Here is a 17,057-nt window from a genome sequence, read left to right as displayed (position 1 = left end):
AAGCGCCTGTATTTTAATGCTGATTTTAAAAGTATTTATTGCTAGGGCATATCGAGCAACGCTTGCGTTTCTGCATCTTGTTTTTCTTCGTAATTTTTAGCACTTAACCCTAAAAGCTCAGGTAAAGTAGCCGCAATACAAATAGATGAGAACGTACCTACTACAATGCCGGTAAATAGCGCGATGGCAAAGCCTTGTAATAGCGCACCAGCGAGGAGCCAAACACTTGCAACTGTAGCAAGCGTGGTGCCCGATGTAATAAGCGTACGCGTTAAGGTACTTTTTATGGCGTTGTTAATAATACTTGCCGGGCTAAGCGCATTATTAGATTTAACACGTAAAAGCTCGCGTACTCTATCGCCTACTATTATAGAGTCGTTAAGTGAATAACCTATAATGGCCAGCAAACTGGCAAGTACGGTTAAATTAAACTCAATACTTAATAGCGAAAATAGCCCCAGTACCAGTAGTAAATCATGCACTAGCGCAACCACAGAGCCTACGGCTAAACGCCATTCAAACCGGGCCGCTAAATAAAGCATTACTGCAACCATAGCTGAAAATAGTGCTAAACAACCTTGTTCAAACAGTTCATCACCTACTTGTGAGCCAATATACGCTGATGATAAAACCTCAGCGTTTATATCTGCGTTTTGAGTAATGGCAGATTGCCAATCATTACTATTTGCTGTTGAATCGCTAGGCGCTTCGCGTAGTTGAAAATGGCTATTACCTTGCGCGGTTAGCTCAAACTCGCCATTGTGATTTTTAGTAATAAATGATTGGAGCTCTTTTAGCTCAACACCTTGGCTGGTGGTAAATTCTGTTAGGTAACCACCGGTAAAGTCTAGGCCAAAATTAAGCCCTTTTTGACTAAGCGTAAACACCGACAGCAGTACAAGTATGGCGCTTAAAAGCATGCCTGACAAACGCAGACGCGTACCCGCCTCGCCTTTTAAAAAAGTGTTAAGCATGTGCATTTACTCCTGCTTTTTTAGCCAATTTTAAATATAACGTTTGGCTTAGTACTTTTGATACGTACACGCCAGTAAATACCGTGGTTATTAAGCCAAGTGCCAATGTTATGGCAAAGCCTTTAACTGGGCCGTAACCTATTCCATATAAAATAAGCGCGGTGATCATGGTGGTTATATTGGCATCAAATATGGTGTTAGCGGCCTGCTTGTAACCTTCTTGAATAGCTTGATAAGCAGAGCGGCCTTTTCTACGCTCTTCCTTTATTCGCTCAAATATAATAACGTTGGTGTCTACCGCCATACCAATGGTGAGTACCAGCCCGGCAATACCCGGAAGTGTTAACACAACCCCTGGTAATAACGACATTAGCCCCACAAGCGACGTTAAGTTTAATAACAGCGCTACGTTTGCAATAAGTCCTAAGCGGCGATACCACGTTGCCATAAAGGCAAGTGTAATACCCATTCCCAGCATCAATGCGGCCAAGCCGTTAGTTATATTTTCTTGACCTAGGCTTGGGCCAATTGTTTGCTCGTGCACAATAGTAACCGGTGCAGTTAGCGAGCCTGCGCGTAATAATAGTGCTAGGTCGGCCGCTGCTTGTTGGCTTTTCATATTAGTAATACTAAAACGTGAACTTAAATGCTGCGCAATATTCGCCACATTTATAACTTCGCTTTTTTTAACGGTTTCACCTTTAGCGTTTTGAGAGTACTCAGAGTAAACCGTGGCCATAGGCTTACCAATATTCGCTTTTGAAAACGACGACATCGCATCGCCGCCTTGTCCATCAAGGCTAAGTTGCACAAGTGGCTTACCCCAATCATCTCGCCCTATATTGGCGTTATTAATATGCTCACCGGTAAAAATCGGCACAGGATCAAGGTTTATGGTGCCACCAGACTGCATATCAAATGTTTGCCCACCAATTTCTTTTAACTGATAAAACCCAAGTGATGCAGTTGCACCTATGATGCGCTTTGCCTCTGTTGGATCTTGCACACCTGGCAGTTCTATGCGTATACGCTGTGTTCCTTGGCGCTGTGTTACGGCTTCAGTAATACCTAATTCTTCAATGCGCGAGCGAAGCGTAGTAAGCGTTTGGCTCATTACTTCTTTATTAAAGTTGCTGCGCCCTTGCACTGAGTAGCTAAACTTGGCGTTTCTAACATTGCCGTTATTGGTTGTTGTAACCGCTAAATTAGCAAAGCGACTTTGTAGCTCATCAATCACTGGGTTAAGTTTTTGCACCGCATTAGGCAGCGCGTTAATTTCAAAGCCGTGCCCTGTTTGCAGCACTTTAAGGCCGTGCGCTTTTTGCTTAATAATAATTGATTTTGCTTGTTGATACGCACTCACTAATTGCTCATCAACGGCTTTATCTAAATCTACGTCGAGTACAAATAACACACCGCCGTTTAAATCTAGTCCCAATTTTATTGGCGATAAACCAAATTCTTGCAGCCAAATTGGGCTTGTTGCATGCTCTACAATTTTAACTTGCGTGTTTGGGTACTGCGCCTTTATGGCTGCCTGCGCTTGTGCGCTTTTAGTTGGCTCGTTTAATAAAATATTTATAGTGTATTGCTTATCAAGGCCTTGCTCGACTTTTAAGCCTTGGTTATTTAAAAAAGTAACTAAGGCTTGAGTGCTTGGCACGGCTTGGGTTTCGCTATGTGGCGCGCTATATACATGCAACCACGATTTATTAGGGTATAAGTTGGGTAATGCGCTAATGGCTAATAAAACCAGCACAATAAGCATGGCTATATAGCTTAATTTAAATTTAGCCATAAATGGCTTTTGATCTTTTTTTACACTTAACATGGTTTTTCCTTATTACCAGTAAATTACTGGCAACGTACTTTTTAAAAGCACAATTAATCTCAAGGCTTAAACGAAAAACGTTGAAACCTAATAAAAATTAAATAAGGAAAATTAAGCGTGGTAGGTAGTTACTGCTTTGTAGAGTAAATTAGCATCTTTCCAGCCGCTTAAACGGGACTTTTTACTATTGTGCACAAACGTATACCAAGGCTGAATAACGTTTACTGCTTGAGGGCGTAAAAATATTTGCCTAACAAGGTGCTGCGCAAAAAACTCAAAAACAACATCGTATTCTGGCTCACTTTGAACTGTGTGCAAAAAAAGTGACGTATTACTTGCTGTAAGCCTTGGCTGATGTGAGTCAAAATCGGTATGTTGTGTTTTTTTATGCGCAGGTGCGTCTGAAGACTTTTTAGTAGGCTTTGTTTTAGTTATATCAATAGCATCTGTAAATAAAATGTGTGAACTGACAGCTGGATTTAAATTTTGTGATACCTGCACAGCATTACTCTGCAAACTAAACAGTGCAGCTAGTAGCAAAAAAGCAGTTATAAAAACACGAAATTTAAACATACTTAAATCAAACTAAAATAAGAGATGCCTAGTATATTAGGGCAACTATTTAAAATACAATGCTTAACAATTAAGTATTTAATCGAGAAAAATAATGCGCTCCAGACAAAACGTTGAAAAACGTGCAGACGCCATGAATTTAAAACAAAGCGTTAAAACGTTGTGGCCTTACATTACAAAGTTTAAAGGGCGCGTATTTATTGCGCTTTTAGCGCTTATTGGTGCTAAAGGCGCCACGCTTTTAATGCCTTGGGCGTTAAAAGAAATTATCGACTCGGTTGATAAATCAATAAACCCAGTGTTGGTCATTCCCGCTCTATTATTAATAATGTACGGCGGTTTGCGTTTCGCTAGTGTGTTTTTAGGTGAAGTAAGAGACGCTGTTTTTTCGCGGGTAACCGAACATGCTATGCGCAATATTGGCCTAAAAGTGTTTAAGCATTTGCACTCGCTTGAACTTGCATTTCACTTAGACAGGCAAACTGGTGGTATAAGCCGTGACATAGAACGTGGTACCAGTGGACTCAGCTTTTTAATGCGCTTTTTAATGTTTAACATTGTGCCTACCCTTTTTGAAATACTCACCGTTGCTATTATTTTTGGGTCGCTATTTTCTATTTGGTTTGCGTTAATTACACTTCTTGCTGTTGGCGTATATATATTTTTTACAGTCACGGTGACACAGTGGCGTAATCGTTTTATTCGTGAATCAAACGCAGCTGATAACCTCAGTAACACACGCGCAATAGACAGCTTACTTAATTATGAAACTGTAAAATATTTTAATAATGAGCAGTTTGAAGCCAAAACATATGACTCATTTTTAGCTAATTGGGAAACCGCGCGTTTAAAAAATAGGATGTCTTTGCTTGCGCTTAATTCAGGGCAAGCATTAATTATTGCCAGTGCCATCACCGCGTTAATGTGGTTAGGTTCAAGCGAGGTAGTAACAGGGTCACTAAGCATTGGTGAATTGGTAATGATAAACGCGTATATGATCCAATTATTTTTACCGCTTAACTTTTTAGGATTTGTTTACCGTGAAATCCGCCGTGCTCTTACCGATTTAGAAAACATGCTAGGCTTACTCAATAAAAAACCACAAGTCACTAATGCTCCAAATGCAAATACCCTTGATGTTAAAAATGGGGAAATTGCCTTTAATAATGTGAGTTTTAGCTACAACGCTAACCGCCCTATTCTAAATAATATTAGCTTTAAAGTGAAAGCGGGTAGCAAGGTAGCTATTGTGGGCGCAAGTGGTGCTGGAAAAAGTTCACTAGCGCGCCTGCTCTATCGTTTTTATGATGTAACATCGGGCAGCATTACTATTGATAACCAAGCTATTAACTCGGTCACGCTTGATAGCCTTCGTAAAGCTATTGCTATTGTTCCTCAAGATACCGTTTTATTTAATACAACAATTCGTGAAAACATTGCCTATGGTCGCCCTTCGGCAAGCGATAGTGATATTGATAAAGCCATTGAAATGGCTCATTTAAAAGATTTCATTAATACGTTAGCTGATGGCGATAAAACGCGAGTGGGTGAACGAGGTTTAAAAGTATCTGGCGGCGAAAAACAGCGTATTGCAATAGCACGCGCTATTTTAAAACAATCCCCAATTTTAATATTTGACGAGGCAACGTCGGCACTCGACTCTCAGGCTGAGCAAGCAATATTAAAGGCAATGTATGAAGTAGCCAGCGAGCACACCAGTATTGTGATTGCCCATAGGTTATCAACCATTACCGATGCCCACACTATTATTGTGCTTAAGTCAGGCCAAATTGTTGAACAAGGGCAACATAATGAATTACTGGCCTTGGGCGGTGAATACGCACATATGTGGACATTACAACAACAAGATTAACCTGATTTATTAATTTATGTTGGGAGCTTGTTGCTTGCGTTGTTTATTGGTTTTATCGGGTCAGGCTGTGATTCACCTCAAAAGAATTGTGTGCCTGTCTTTTATACATAACAATCAAAATGATATTTTTATAACAAAAATTAACAAATTCATTATCCAGGGGGATAAACGATGAAAAAGAGTTTAATTGCAGCGGCTTTAGCTGCCACTTTTATAACGGGCTGTTCAGAGCCACAAACTACAAGCAGTGAAGTTCAAACTGCAAGCACAGAAAATACAGTTGTTAGCAATAAAGCTGAATTAGGCAGCTTTGGCGTTGATTTATCAGCGCGTAACGAAGCCGTTAAACCTGGTGATGACTTTTTCATGTACGCCAGTGGCACGTGGTACGACAACTACAATATGCCAGCAGACAAAACGCGTTATGGTGCGTTTTCGGCTTTAGCAGAACGCAGTGAAGACCGTGTTAAAAAAATTATTGAAGACATTGCTGCACGTAAAGAACTAAACGCTGAAGAGCAATTGGTTGCTGATTTTTATAATTCGTACATGGATACCGACACACTTAATGAACTTGGTGTTAAACCTATTCAACCGCTGTTAAATCAAATTAGTAATATGGAATCTACCGACGACTTAGCTTATGTATTTGGGCAATCGTGGTTATCGGGCCTTCGTACTCCTATTGGTGGTGGTATGTGGTTTAACCGTTTAGATCCAAATAAATACGAAATGTCGTTAGGCGCTGGTGGTTTAGGTTTACCAGACCGTTCTTACTATTTAGAAGATGCTGAGCGTTTTGTTAAAACCCGTGAAGCTTACGTGGCTCATATTGCCGACATGCTAAAATTTGCCAATGTTGATAACACAACAGAACGCGCAAAAGCCATACTAGAGCTTGAAACTAAAATAGCACAAGGCCATTGGCCGCGCGAAAAACGACGTAATCGCGACCTGTCGTTAAATCAAATTAAACGTGAAGATTTAGCTTCTACATACCCTGGTTTTAACTGGGATGTATATTTTGAGCAAACAGGATACAAAGTTCCTCAACTTAATGTATCTCAGCCTGAACCGGTTAAAGCCATGATTGAGCTTATCAATAATGAAGATTTAGCGGTTTGGAAAGACTACTTAACCTACCATGCAATTAGCGGTAATGCAGGTTTACTTTCTGAAGATATTTTTAATACACGTTTTGCATTTTATGGCAAAGAACTAAACGGCCAGCAAGAACCACGCCCTCGCTGGAAACGTGCAATTAACGAAATGTCGGGCACAAGCTCGCTAGGCTTTGCTATTGGTAAAATTTACGTTGACCAATACTTTCCTGAATCATCTAAACAACAAATGTCTGAACTGGTTGAAAACCTGCGTTCAGCATTAGGTGAGCGAATTGATAATCTTGATTGGATGGGCGCTGAAACTAAGGTAAACGCACGTGCGAAGTTAGCAGCATTTGTTCCAAAAATTGGTTACCCAGATGTATGGCAGTCTTACGATGGTTTAACTATTAGCCAAAACGATTTAGTGGGTAACGTTAAAAACATGCGTGAATTTTTCCGCGCTGAAAGCGTAGAAAAAGAACTACAAAAAACTGACCGTAACCGTTGGGGCATGACACCACAACGTGTAAATGCATACTACAATAGCTCGTTTAACGAAATTGTGTTTCCAGCTGCTATATTACAACCTCCATTTTTTGATCCAAATGCCGATCCAGCGGTTAACTACGGGGGCATTGGTGCTGTAATTGGCCACGAAATGGGCCATGGATTTGATGATCAGGGTTCAAAATCTGATGCTAACGGTATTCAACGTAACTGGTGGACAGACGAAGACCGTGCTGCATTTGATGCAAAAGCAGACCAACTTGCCGCACAGTACAGTAAATACGAACCTATTGAAGGTAACTTTGTAAATGGGCGTAATAGCCTAGGCGAAAATATTGGTGATGTGGGTGGTTTAGCCATGGCTTACCACGCTTACAAACTAAGCCTAAATGGTAAAGAAGCGCCTGTAATTGACGGTGTAACAGGTGATCAACGTTTCTTTTTAGCTTGGGCACAAGTATGGAAAGAAAAACGTACTGAGCAAAGTATGTTAAATCAACTACGCGGTGGCACGCATGCACCAGGTCGCTTTAGAGCACAAGCACCACGTAACCACGATGCTTGGTACAAAGCATTTGACGTAAAACCTGGTGATGCCTTGTATTTGCCAGAAGAAGAACGCGTTCGTATTTGGTAATTACACTAATACGTATGTAAACAAATACTAAACAGCCCGCAACAGCGGGCTGTTTTATTTTATGCATATTCTTTTATTCAAATGGCTATTTTAACTTTTTTACTATTAATGTTCCCCATTCCGTACTAGCCCTTAATGCCATTTACCTTTAGAATACGGTCTATTATTTTTCAGTTATTTATAAAATTAAGGCGAAACGCAGATGGGAAGAGCTTACCAAAACAAAAAAGATTCAATGGCTAAAACTGCGGGTGCTAAAACTAAAGTTTACTCTAAGTACGGTAAAGAAATTTATATTTGTGCTAAAAATGGCGGTGTAGATACAGATGGTAATCTATCATTACGCCGTTTAATTGAACGTGCAAAAAAAGACCAAGTACCAGCACACGTAATTGAACGCGCAATTGAAAAAGCAAAAGGCGGCGGCGGTGAAGACTACGCAGCAACACGTTACGAAGGTTACGGCCCTGGTAACTGTATGATTATTGTTGACTGTTTAACCGATAACAACAAACGTACATTTGCAGACGTACGCGTTTGTTTTACAAAAGCAAATGCTAAAATTGGCGCACAAAACTCGGTGTCACATTTATTTGACCATTTAGCTATTTTTGTTTTTGATGGCGACGATGATGAAGCTGTTCTTGAAGCGCTTATGATGGCTGACGTTGATGTAACCGATGTAGAAGTAGACAGCGGTAAAGTAACCGTATTCGCACCTCATACTGAATACAACAACACACGTACTGCATTAGAAGAAATGGGCATTTCTGAATTTGACGAAGACTTAATTGCGTTTGTACCACAAGTAGAAGCGCCAATTGAAGGTGAAGATGTTGAAGTAATGGAGCGCTTTTTAGCAATGCTAGAAGATTGTGACGACGTACAAAACGTTTATCATAACGCGCAATTCTAAACCTCATCTACATGTTAATTAAAGCCAACAGCCATGTTGGCTTTTTTATTTACAGGGCTTTATAAATTAATGAATACCCTTTCAGAGCTAAAGGCTGGTAAGTTAGCCGGTGCAAAGCACTTACAGCTGGTTGAGCAACTATCTGAGTTTCCCACAGACATTTTTAAGCTTGCCGATACACTTGAAGTACTTGATCTTTCTAATAATAATTTAAGTGATTTACCAGACGAGTTTGCGTGTTTGCATCGCCTTAAGCGTGTGTTTTTGTCGTTTAATCAATTTAAACATATACCCACAGTATTGGCTAAATGCCCTGCTTTAATTATGGTTGCGTTTAAAGGAAACCAAATATCGGAGTTTGCACCAAACAGCCTGCCAAAAAATATTGAGTGGCTTATTCTCACCGATAATAACTTACACGAATTACCTGACGACTTTGGTAATTACACCCAACTTAAAAAGCTTGCACTTGCGGGTAATAACCTGAAAAATTTACCAGCAAGTATGGCTAACTGTACTAATTTAGAGCTTGTTAGGCTCTCTGCAAACAACCTAACAAAACTCGATGACTGGCTACTAGAATTACCAAAACTTGCTTGGCTTGCCTTTGCAGGTAACAACTTTAATAAAGCGCAGTGCTTAACTAAAAGTACGTTGAAAAATACTCCACTTGAAAATTTTCAGCTTAAAAAAGTAATAGGCCAAGGCGCATCGGGTGTTATTCATCTTGCAAAAACAGAACATAATAATGTTGCAGTGAAACTTTTTAAAGGCGCGATCACCAGCGATGGTTACCCACTTGATGAGGTGAATTGCTGCCTACAAGCTGCTAATCATGCAAACTTAATAAAGGTATTAAGCTACATAGAGCAAAGTGAACAACTTGGCTTGGTAATGGAGTTAATAGATAGCAATTATACTAATTTAGGCTTACCACCAAGTTTAGAAACATGTACACGCGATACGTTTAATGACGGTTGCAACTACTCTATTGAAGCTGTTTATAAAATAGCAAAACAAATGGCAAATACGCTTACTCACCTCCATACGAATAAGGTAAGCCACGGCGATATTTACGCCCATAACACCATGATAAATGAACACTATGACGTTTTATTTGGCGATTTCGGAGCAGCTACAAATTTAGTTATGCTTAGCGAATATCAGCAACAGCAAATACAATTAATAGAAGTCCGCGCTTTTGGTTGTTTAATAGAGGATTTACTAAGTACTGTTAGCGCAGCAGATAAACAAAACGACCTCTTTGATAAAATGTCCGATATAGCAGCACGTGCTACCAACAGCGTTATTGCATCGCGCCCTAGTTTTAAAGCGCTAAACGTTTTATTAAACGAATTGGTATAAATTAAGCAAAAAAAAGCCTGCATAATGCAGGCTTGATTGGATAAAGCTAAACTTTTACAGGGTCAATTATAAGTACTGACCTAATGCTTTAACTTGATCTAACATGCGGTTTGAGAAGCCCCACTCGTTATCGTACCAAGCCATTACTTTAACTAGTTTGCCTTCAGCTTTTGTTTGCGTTGCATCAAAAATTGATGACGCAGGGTTGTGATTAAAATCAATAGAAACAAGCGGAAGCTCGTTGTATTCTAAGATATCTTTCATTGAACCTGTTGCTGCGGCTTTCATTACTTCGTTAATTTCTTCAGCAGTTGTTTCGCGCTTAGTAATAAACGTAAAATCAACTAAAGAAACATTAATAGTAGGTACACGTACCGACATACCGTCTAATTTACCCGCAAGCTCTGGAAGTACTAAACCAACAGCTGCAGCAGCACCTGTTTTAGTTGGGATCATAGATTGTGTTGCACTACGCGCACGGTATAGATCTGGGTGGTAAACGTCAGATAAGTTTTGATCGTTTGTGTAAGCATGAATTGTAGTCATGCTACCTTGCTCAATACCTACTGTGTCGTTAATTGCTTTTGCAATAGGTGCTAAACAGTTAGTCGTACAAGATGCGTTAGAGATAATGTTGCTATCAGCGTTAATTACATCACTGTTAACGCCGTGAACTACTGTTGCATCTAAATCTTTACCAGGAGCAGATACAATAACTTTTTTAGCGCCAGCTGTAATGTGCTTAGCAGCGTCTTCACGCTTAGTGAAAAAACCAGTACATTCTAAAACGATATCTACGTTTAGCTCTTTCCACGGTAGGTTTGCAGGGTCACGCTCTTGAGTAAGTGTAATTACGTCATCACCAATTAACATGGTGTTATCGGCAAGTGTTACTTTTTTAGAAAATTGACCATGAACTGAGTCAAACTGTGTTAAATGTGCATTTACATTAGCCGGTGCTAAATCGTTAATTGCTACAATTTTAATTTCACTGTTTTGTGCTGACTCATAAAGCGCACGTAATACATTGCGACCGATACGACCATAACCGTTAATTGCTACATTAATCATTTGAGACTCCTATTTAAGTTCACTTGCTTGGCGAGCAAGCGCTTCAATGGCTTGCCAGTCTTTATTTTCAATTAGTTGTTTGTCTAGCATCCATGTACCACCAACACAAATAACATTGTTAAGTGCTAAATAGTTAGGTGCAGTTGCTAGGCTAATGCCACCTGTTGGGCAAAAAGTAATATGTGGTAATGGTCCGCCTATAGACTTAAGCATTGCCGTTCCGCCTGCAGCTTCAGCAGGGAAGAATTTTAAATACTTAAAACCATGACTTGCTAACTGCATTACTTCGCTCGCAGTTGCAGCACCAGGTAAAAATGGAATGTCTGACTCTTTTGCAAGTGCTAATAACTCGGTACTCACACCTGGGCTAACCATAAAATCTGCACCTGCAGCCACTGATGCTTCAAAGCTTGCTTTATCAACTACAGTTCCCGTACCAACAAAAGCTTCTGGCACTTCAGCTTTCATCAACTTTACAGCTTCTGCTGCAATTGGCGTACGCAGTGTAATTTCAAGTGCTTTTAAGCCACCGTTGTATAACGCTCTAGCAAGTGGTGCAGCATCTTCTAATTTTTCGATTACAACCACTGGCACAACGGGTGCCGATGCTAAGATTTTTTCAATACTCATTACTTGTTCCTCATTACCCAGTTCGGCTAATTATTATTCAAGTCCAAAAGCACTCGCGCCTAAATCGGCACTGCTTACGATATTTCTAAATCCAGTAAATAACTCACGTCCCGTACCAAATGTTAAGCTTGGCTGGCTAATTTCAAGCTCACGTTTTGCAAGCTCGTCGTCGCTAACATGTACTTTTAAAATTCCGTTAGGGGCATCTAAAGTAACTAAGTCGCCTTCTTGAATTTTTGCAATTATGCCACCTTCAACGGCTTCTGGTGCTAGGTGAATTGCAGCTGGAACTTTACCTGATGCACCCGACATACGACCGTCAGTTACAATAGCAACTTTAAAACCTTGGTCTTGAAGGGTTGCCATTACTGGCGTTAATTTATGAAGCTCTGGCATGCCTTTCGCTTTAGGGCCCTGCTCTTTAAGTACAGCTATAAAGTCTTGATTTAACTCGCCGCGGGTATACGCTTCTTGTAATGCTCCTTGCGAGTTGAAAACTTTAGCAGGTGCAGTAACAACTTGATGCTCCTCAGCTACAGCAGACACTTTAATAACCGCTTTACCTAAATTACCAGTAAGCAGTTGTAAGCCACCTTGTTTGCTAAACGGATTACTTACAGGACGAAGCACTTCTTCATCAAGTGAATTAGCAGGACAATCAACCCATTTCACTTTGCTTGGACCATTTGAATCGCTCATGATCAGGCTTTCGTCTTTATCTAAACGCGGCTCTGTCATGTATGGCGCAAGACCATCGCCAAGCATTGTTTTAACGTCTGTGTGTAAGTAGCCTGCGCTTGCTAGTTCGCGCATTAAGAAGCCCATGCCGCCGGCTGCTTGAAAATGATTTACATCCGCAGAGCCGTTAGGGTAAATACGCGTAAGTAGTGGTACAACTTCTGATAAATCAGACATGTCTTTCCACGTCACTTGAATACCAGCAGCTTTTGCAATAGCAACTATATGAATAGCGTGGTTAGTAGAGCCACCTGTAGATAACAAGCCAACTAAACCATTAATAATGGTTTTTTCGCTGATCACATCTGCTAAACATGGGCTTTCTTTACTATCTGTAAGTTGCTTAAGCATGGTTTCTACAGCATTACCTGTTAATCCATCACGAAGCTCTGTATAAGGGTTAATAAACGAGCTACCAGGAAGGTGTAAGCCCATTATTTCCATTAACATTTGGTTAGAGTTTGCAGTACCGTAAAACGTACAAGTACCCGCGCTGTGGTAAGATGCACTTTCAGCTTCTAATAAATCTTCGCGGCTAACTAGGCCTTGTGCAAACTTTTGGCGAATACGTGCTTTTTCTTTATTTGGGATACCCGACTGCATTGGACCCGCAGGTAAAAAGAACACAGGTAAATGGCCAAATGATAATGCGCCAATTAATAAACCTGGGACAATTTTGTCACATACGCCTAAACAAAAAACGCCATCAAACACATCATGTGATAGTGAAACAGCGGTAGACATTGCAATCACATCACGAGAAAAAAGCGATAACTCCATGCCATCACGCCCTTGCGTAACACCATCACACATTGCAGGAACACCACCCGCTACCTGAGCGGTTGCGTCAAACTTGGTTGCAATGCTTTTGATAACGTCTGGGTAATCTTTGTAAGGTACATGCGCAGATAGCATGTCGTTGTATGAATTGATAATAGCTAAGTTTGGCACTTCGTCTGCTTTTAAGCGCGCTTTATCGTCGCTACTACAAGCTGCCATTACGTGGGCAATGTTGCCACAACCTAATCCCGCACGAACTCTTGTTTGTTTTTTTGCATGCGAAATACGATCTAAATAATCTTGACGGGTTTGTTTACTGCGTTCAATAACGCGTTGGGTAACTTCTTGAATTCGAGGATGTAACATAATTAACTCATCTCTATTAGTTAGAGGATAAAGGCTCAGTAGCAATTACAGACTCCACGTAAATAACTGTACTGAGCATCTTTGATTGACCCGTTCAAAGGTACGATATCAGGGAGCCTCTCACAACAAACCTGACACCGGTGTCACTGTATTAACTCATAGCTATGACACCGGTGTCAACCCTGACTGCTAAAATTAATTTAACTTTTTATCATGACCAATTAATGAACACTTAAATTCTTGTGTACATACACGCTTTTATCAAGCTGCGGGCAAAAAAAAGCCTGAATAAGCGTCACTCTTATTCAGGCTACTGTGAAAAAGTATTTTATGGGTTTACGCGAGCCGTTGATTCACGCGTTATTAAGCGCGATTCAAGCGTAATTTGAAAAGGCTGTTCTTGAGGCTCTGTAATGTGATTAATTAATTGAGTAACAGCAAGCTTTGTCATCTCTTCTACTGGTTGTGCTATGGTTGTTAACCCTGGCCAAATGTGGCGTGCAATAGGTGCATTGTCAAAACCAGCTATAGATATGTCGTCAGGTACACGCAATTGCCTTTGTGTTGCAAGTTTTAGCACCGCTGCTGCCATGTAATCGTTCGATGCAAATACAGCCGTAGGCCGTGGCGACAAGTCTAAAATACTGCGCGCGCTGTCTACACCCGAGTGGTAACTAAAGTTACCCTCTTCAACTAATCGCTCGTCAAACTCAATTTTGTGATCGGCTAATGCACGCCTGTAGCCTTTAAAGCGCTGCTGTGTTGCACTGTGATCGGGGTGACCTTTAATAAATGCAATTGACTTGTGACCAAGGCTGATTAAATGTTCTGTAATTTCAAATGCGCCCTGCTCATCGTTACTACGAACAGAAATAGATTCATCTTGTAAAATTGCGGACGCAACTCGCGCAAACGGGATTTTTTTAGCTGTTAAAAACTCAACCAGCTCAGGAAAATCACCAAAAGGTGGCGTAAGTACAATACCATCTAAACGGGATGTTTGAAGTAACTGCTCAACGTTGCTAATTAAAGCCTCACCTCTGCATTCACATGGGTGAATTAGCAAGTTGTAATTGTTTTCTTGGCAAGCGGCTAGAGCCCCTGTTTGAACACGGGTTATGTAGCTTTTACTTGGGTTGTCGTATAAACAACCAATAATAAAACTTCGATTTTGTGCTAACCCACGCGCTATAGGGTTTGGCGTGTAATCCAACTCTTTAAACACAGCGAGTACTTTTTCGCGAGTGGCTGCACTCACGTTGGGCTCGTTATTTAGAACCCGCGATACTGTCTTTTTAGATACGCCAGCATGACTTGCTACGCTGTTGATTGTTACTTTCTTCATCACTCTATTTTCCACATGCAATCAACAAAAAACTAATTTGCGTTGTGCAAACACGCCGCTGCGCCAATTAAAGGTATGTTGTCTTGTGTCACTAATGTAACAGGTATTTGCCCTGTGTATTGCGACATAATCCCTTTTTGCGAAAAGCGTTCAACAAAACGGCTTTCAAGTAATCGAGCTTGCATACGCGGTAATATTCCACCACCTATAAATAGGCCACCCAATGCGCCATAAGCTAGTGATAAATCGCCTGCTACGCTGCCAATCCAATCACAAAATTGATTCAGGGTTGCATCGCACACATCACATTCGCCACTATTTGCTAAGCTGCTAATTTGTGCAGCATCAAGATTTTTAGGCGATTGCCCTTTAACTGCAGCCATTGCTTTATATAAGTGGGTAATACCAGGGCCTGAAAAAACGGTTTCGACAGACACGTGTTGATGCTCTTTTTTTAGTTCTTGAATTAACAAGGCATCAAGCTCTGTTACCGCTGCAAGCGATATGTGCCCACCTTCCGAACTTAAAACAGAAGTAGAGTGAGATGTTCTGACTAAACAAGCCGCACCAAAGCCAGTTCCGGGACCCATTACACCAATATTTGCATTGTCATCAGCTTGACCTGCTTTTATAACAACATTTTGAGATGGGCTTAAGTAAGGTGCAGCGTAAGCAAAAGCAGCAAAATCATTAATAACATCAAGCTCTTTTAACTCAAAATGAGCCTTAAAATCGTTAACACTAAAGTGCCATCCTAAATTTGTTAAATGTACTTGCCCTGCTTTTATAGGGCCAGCAACTGCCAAACATGCGCGTTTTGGTACAATATGTGGTACGGTTGATAAGTAATGCTCGAGTGCTTTTTCAAGTGAGCCAAAATTAGCACTAGGAAACGTATTATTATGCTCAATTGCAAATTGATTTGTTGTATCATCAAACGATGTAATTAAAGCAAAACGAGCATTAGTGCCACCAACATCGGCAACTAAAATAGGATCAAATTGGGTAGAAGAGTTTAGGCTCATGGTGTTATCTCTTTTGTTTAAGCAATCAGTGCTTTTTGTTCTACAATAGTAAACCATTGGTGTAATTGCTTTAGGCTATCACCCTAAAGCGGCTATCAGAGAAAAAATGCTGCCTGTAGCAATTACAAACAGCCAATTCGTTTTGACAACAAAATGATAAAACATAAATATTATGACACCGGTGTCACAGTCAAATCAATAAATAATTTACATTAAACACAAAAAGCTTGAAATATTTAATTAATAAACGAAAATGGCACTATTGTGTATTACATTAACTAAGTTGTGATAATGAAAGGTAAAGCTACATCATTTGATATTGCCCACTATGCAGGGGTATCTCAATCAACTGTATCTCGCGCTTTACGAAATAGCCCGCTTGTTAACGAAGAAACACGTAAACGTGTTCATGACATTGCAAAAAACTTAATTACAAGGTCGACAAAAACGCAAGCAACTTGCGCACGCAACAAAGCAGCACACTCGCACTTTTATTATTTGAAGACCCTACCTCAGACGAATCACAAATTAACCCGTTCTTTTTATCTATGCTCGGCAGTATTACACGCGCGTGTGCAAAAGAAGGCTACGATTTATTAGTATCGTTTCAATCAGCCAGTGCAGATTGGCAAGCCGATTACGAAGATAGCCACAGAGCCGATGGCATTATTTTGCTTGGTTATGGCGATTACATTGATTTTCAGCCTAAATTTAAAACACTGCTTGAGCAAAACACTAAATTTGTATGTTGGGGGGCAACGGTAGATAACAGACCTGATTTAACCGTGTGCTGTGACAATTACGGTGGTGGTAAACAAGCTGCGGCTCATTTTATAGCTCACAACAGACAAGATTGTGCATTTATTGGCGATGCTTCTGACCACAGTCCGGAATTTTTTGCTCGCTTTCAAGGGTTTAAGGACGAGCTAGAAGCTAACAACATCGCAATAAATGAACGTAAAATGGCTAACGCTATTTCAACGGAAGAATCGGGCTATCATGCAACTCGCTCGCTCATTGCCAATAATATTAAATTTAATGCCTTGTTTGCAGCAAGCGACTTAATTGCAATTGGTGCTATCAGAGCACTCAAAGAAGCAAATATTAATGTCCCTAAAGATGTCGCTGTAGTCGGGTTTGATAACATAGCTATAGCCAGTTTTGTAAACCCACCACTGACAACCATAGAGCAGAATACAACTCTTGCAGGGCAAATGCTCGTTGAAAATTTACTCAAACTAATCAGAGAAGAAGATGTGCAAAGCACCCTTTTACCCCCTGTGCTAATTGCTCGCGGATCGAGTTAAATATTTAAAAATT

General features: G+C 40.4%; 12 protein-coding genes and 1 pseudogene. 5 read left to right on the top strand and 8 right to left on the bottom strand.

Translation table 11 applies throughout. The features are described from left to right. Positions 1-41: 41 nt before the first annotated feature. From secF to P20480_RS04750, 3 genes are all read right to left on the bottom strand, one after another. The gene (secF, locus tag P20480_RS04740; protein WP_008131580.1) at positions 42-974 is read right to left on the bottom strand and encodes a protein translocase subunit SecF; all 933 of its coding nucleotides are present in this window, start codon (positions 972-974) and stop codon (positions 42-44) included. Next, the gene (gene secD, locus P20480_RS04745; RefSeq protein ID WP_008131579.1) at positions 967-2,805 is read right to left on the bottom strand and encodes a protein translocase subunit SecD; all 1,839 of its coding nucleotides are present in this window, start codon (positions 2,803-2,805) and stop codon (positions 967-969) included. Before secD ends, secF begins: the two co-directional genes overlap by 8 nt. A gap of 111 nt (positions 2,806-2,916) precedes the next feature. Further along, positions 2,917-3,378, bottom strand: coding sequence for a hypothetical protein (locus tag P20480_RS04750; RefSeq protein WP_008131578.1), 462 nt, complete (start codon positions 3,376-3,378; stop codon positions 2,917-2,919). A gap of 94 nt (positions 3,379-3,472) precedes the next feature. On the opposite strand from P20480_RS04750, the gene P20480_RS04755 reads away from it, so the two are divergent. The 4 genes from P20480_RS04755 to P20480_RS04770 all read left to right on the top strand — a co-directional run bounded on the left by P20480_RS04755 (position 3,473) and on the right by P20480_RS04770 (position 9,782). Continuing rightward, complete coding sequence (locus P20480_RS04755; RefSeq protein ID WP_008131577.1) at positions 3,473-5,251, top strand: ABCB family ABC transporter ATP-binding protein/permease; 1,779 nt, start codon at positions 3,473-3,475, stop codon at positions 5,249-5,251. A gap of 171 nt (positions 5,252-5,422) precedes the next feature. Continuing rightward, positions 5,423-7,501 carry a M13 family metallopeptidase gene (locus P20480_RS04760; protein ID WP_008131576.1) on the top strand — a complete coding sequence of 693 codons (2,079 nt, stop codon included), beginning with the start codon at positions 5,423-5,425 and terminating at the stop codon, positions 7,499-7,501. A 202-nt stretch (positions 7,502-7,703) separates the two neighbouring features. Next, positions 7,704-8,417: a YebC/PmpR family DNA-binding transcriptional regulator gene (locus P20480_RS04765; RefSeq protein WP_006794578.1), complete on the top strand. Its 714-nt coding sequence runs from the start codon at positions 7,704-7,706 to the stop codon at positions 8,415-8,417. Between the two features lie 33 nt (positions 8,418-8,450). After that, the gene (locus tag P20480_RS04770; RefSeq protein ID WP_008131575.1) at positions 8,451-9,782 is read left to right on the top strand and encodes a leucine-rich repeat domain-containing protein; all 1,332 of its coding nucleotides are present in this window, start codon (positions 8,451-8,453) and stop codon (positions 9,780-9,782) included. Between the two features lie 66 nt (positions 9,783-9,848). Here the strand turns inward: P20480_RS04770 and gap are convergent, their stop codons facing one another. From gap to glk, 5 genes are all read right to left on the bottom strand, one after another. After that, a complete protein-coding gene (gene gap / locus P20480_RS04775) occupies positions 9,849-10,853 on the bottom strand; it encodes a type I glyceraldehyde-3-phosphate dehydrogenase (protein WP_008131573.1) in 1,005 nt (334 codons plus the stop codon). Between the two features lie 9 nt (positions 10,854-10,862). Next, positions 10,863-11,483 carry a bifunctional 4-hydroxy-2-oxoglutarate aldolase/2-dehydro-3-deoxy-phosphogluconate aldolase gene (gene eda, locus P20480_RS04780; protein ID WP_008131571.1) on the bottom strand — a complete coding sequence of 207 codons (621 nt, stop codon included), beginning with the start codon at positions 11,481-11,483 and terminating at the stop codon, positions 10,863-10,865. A gap of 33 nt (positions 11,484-11,516) precedes the next feature. After that, positions 11,517-13,367, bottom strand: coding sequence for a phosphogluconate dehydratase (gene edd, locus P20480_RS04785; RefSeq protein WP_008131569.1), 1,851 nt, complete (start codon positions 13,365-13,367; stop codon positions 11,517-11,519). Positions 13,368-13,695: 328 nt separating this feature from the next. After that, positions 13,696-14,712, bottom strand: coding sequence for a LacI family DNA-binding transcriptional regulator (locus P20480_RS04790; RefSeq protein WP_008131567.1), 1,017 nt, complete (start codon positions 14,710-14,712; stop codon positions 13,696-13,698). A 32-nt stretch (positions 14,713-14,744) separates the two neighbouring features. Then, positions 14,745-15,737, bottom strand: a complete 993-nt coding sequence (glk, locus tag P20480_RS04795; RefSeq protein WP_008131565.1) for a glucokinase — start codon at positions 15,735-15,737, stop codon at positions 14,745-14,747. 291 nt (positions 15,738-16,028) lie between these two features. Between glk and P20480_RS04800 the strand changes: the two are divergent. Further along, positions 16,029-17,044, top strand: a pseudogene (locus P20480_RS04800) (LacI family DNA-binding transcriptional regulator). Positions 17,045-17,057: the final 13 nt, after the last annotated feature.

This window comes from Pseudoalteromonas sp. BSi20480 (genome assembly GCF_000241365.1).
GTDB lineage: Bacteria > Pseudomonadota > Gammaproteobacteria > Enterobacterales > Alteromonadaceae > Pseudoalteromonas > Pseudoalteromonas marina.
This window is presented reverse-complemented; position numbering and strand designations above follow the sequence as displayed.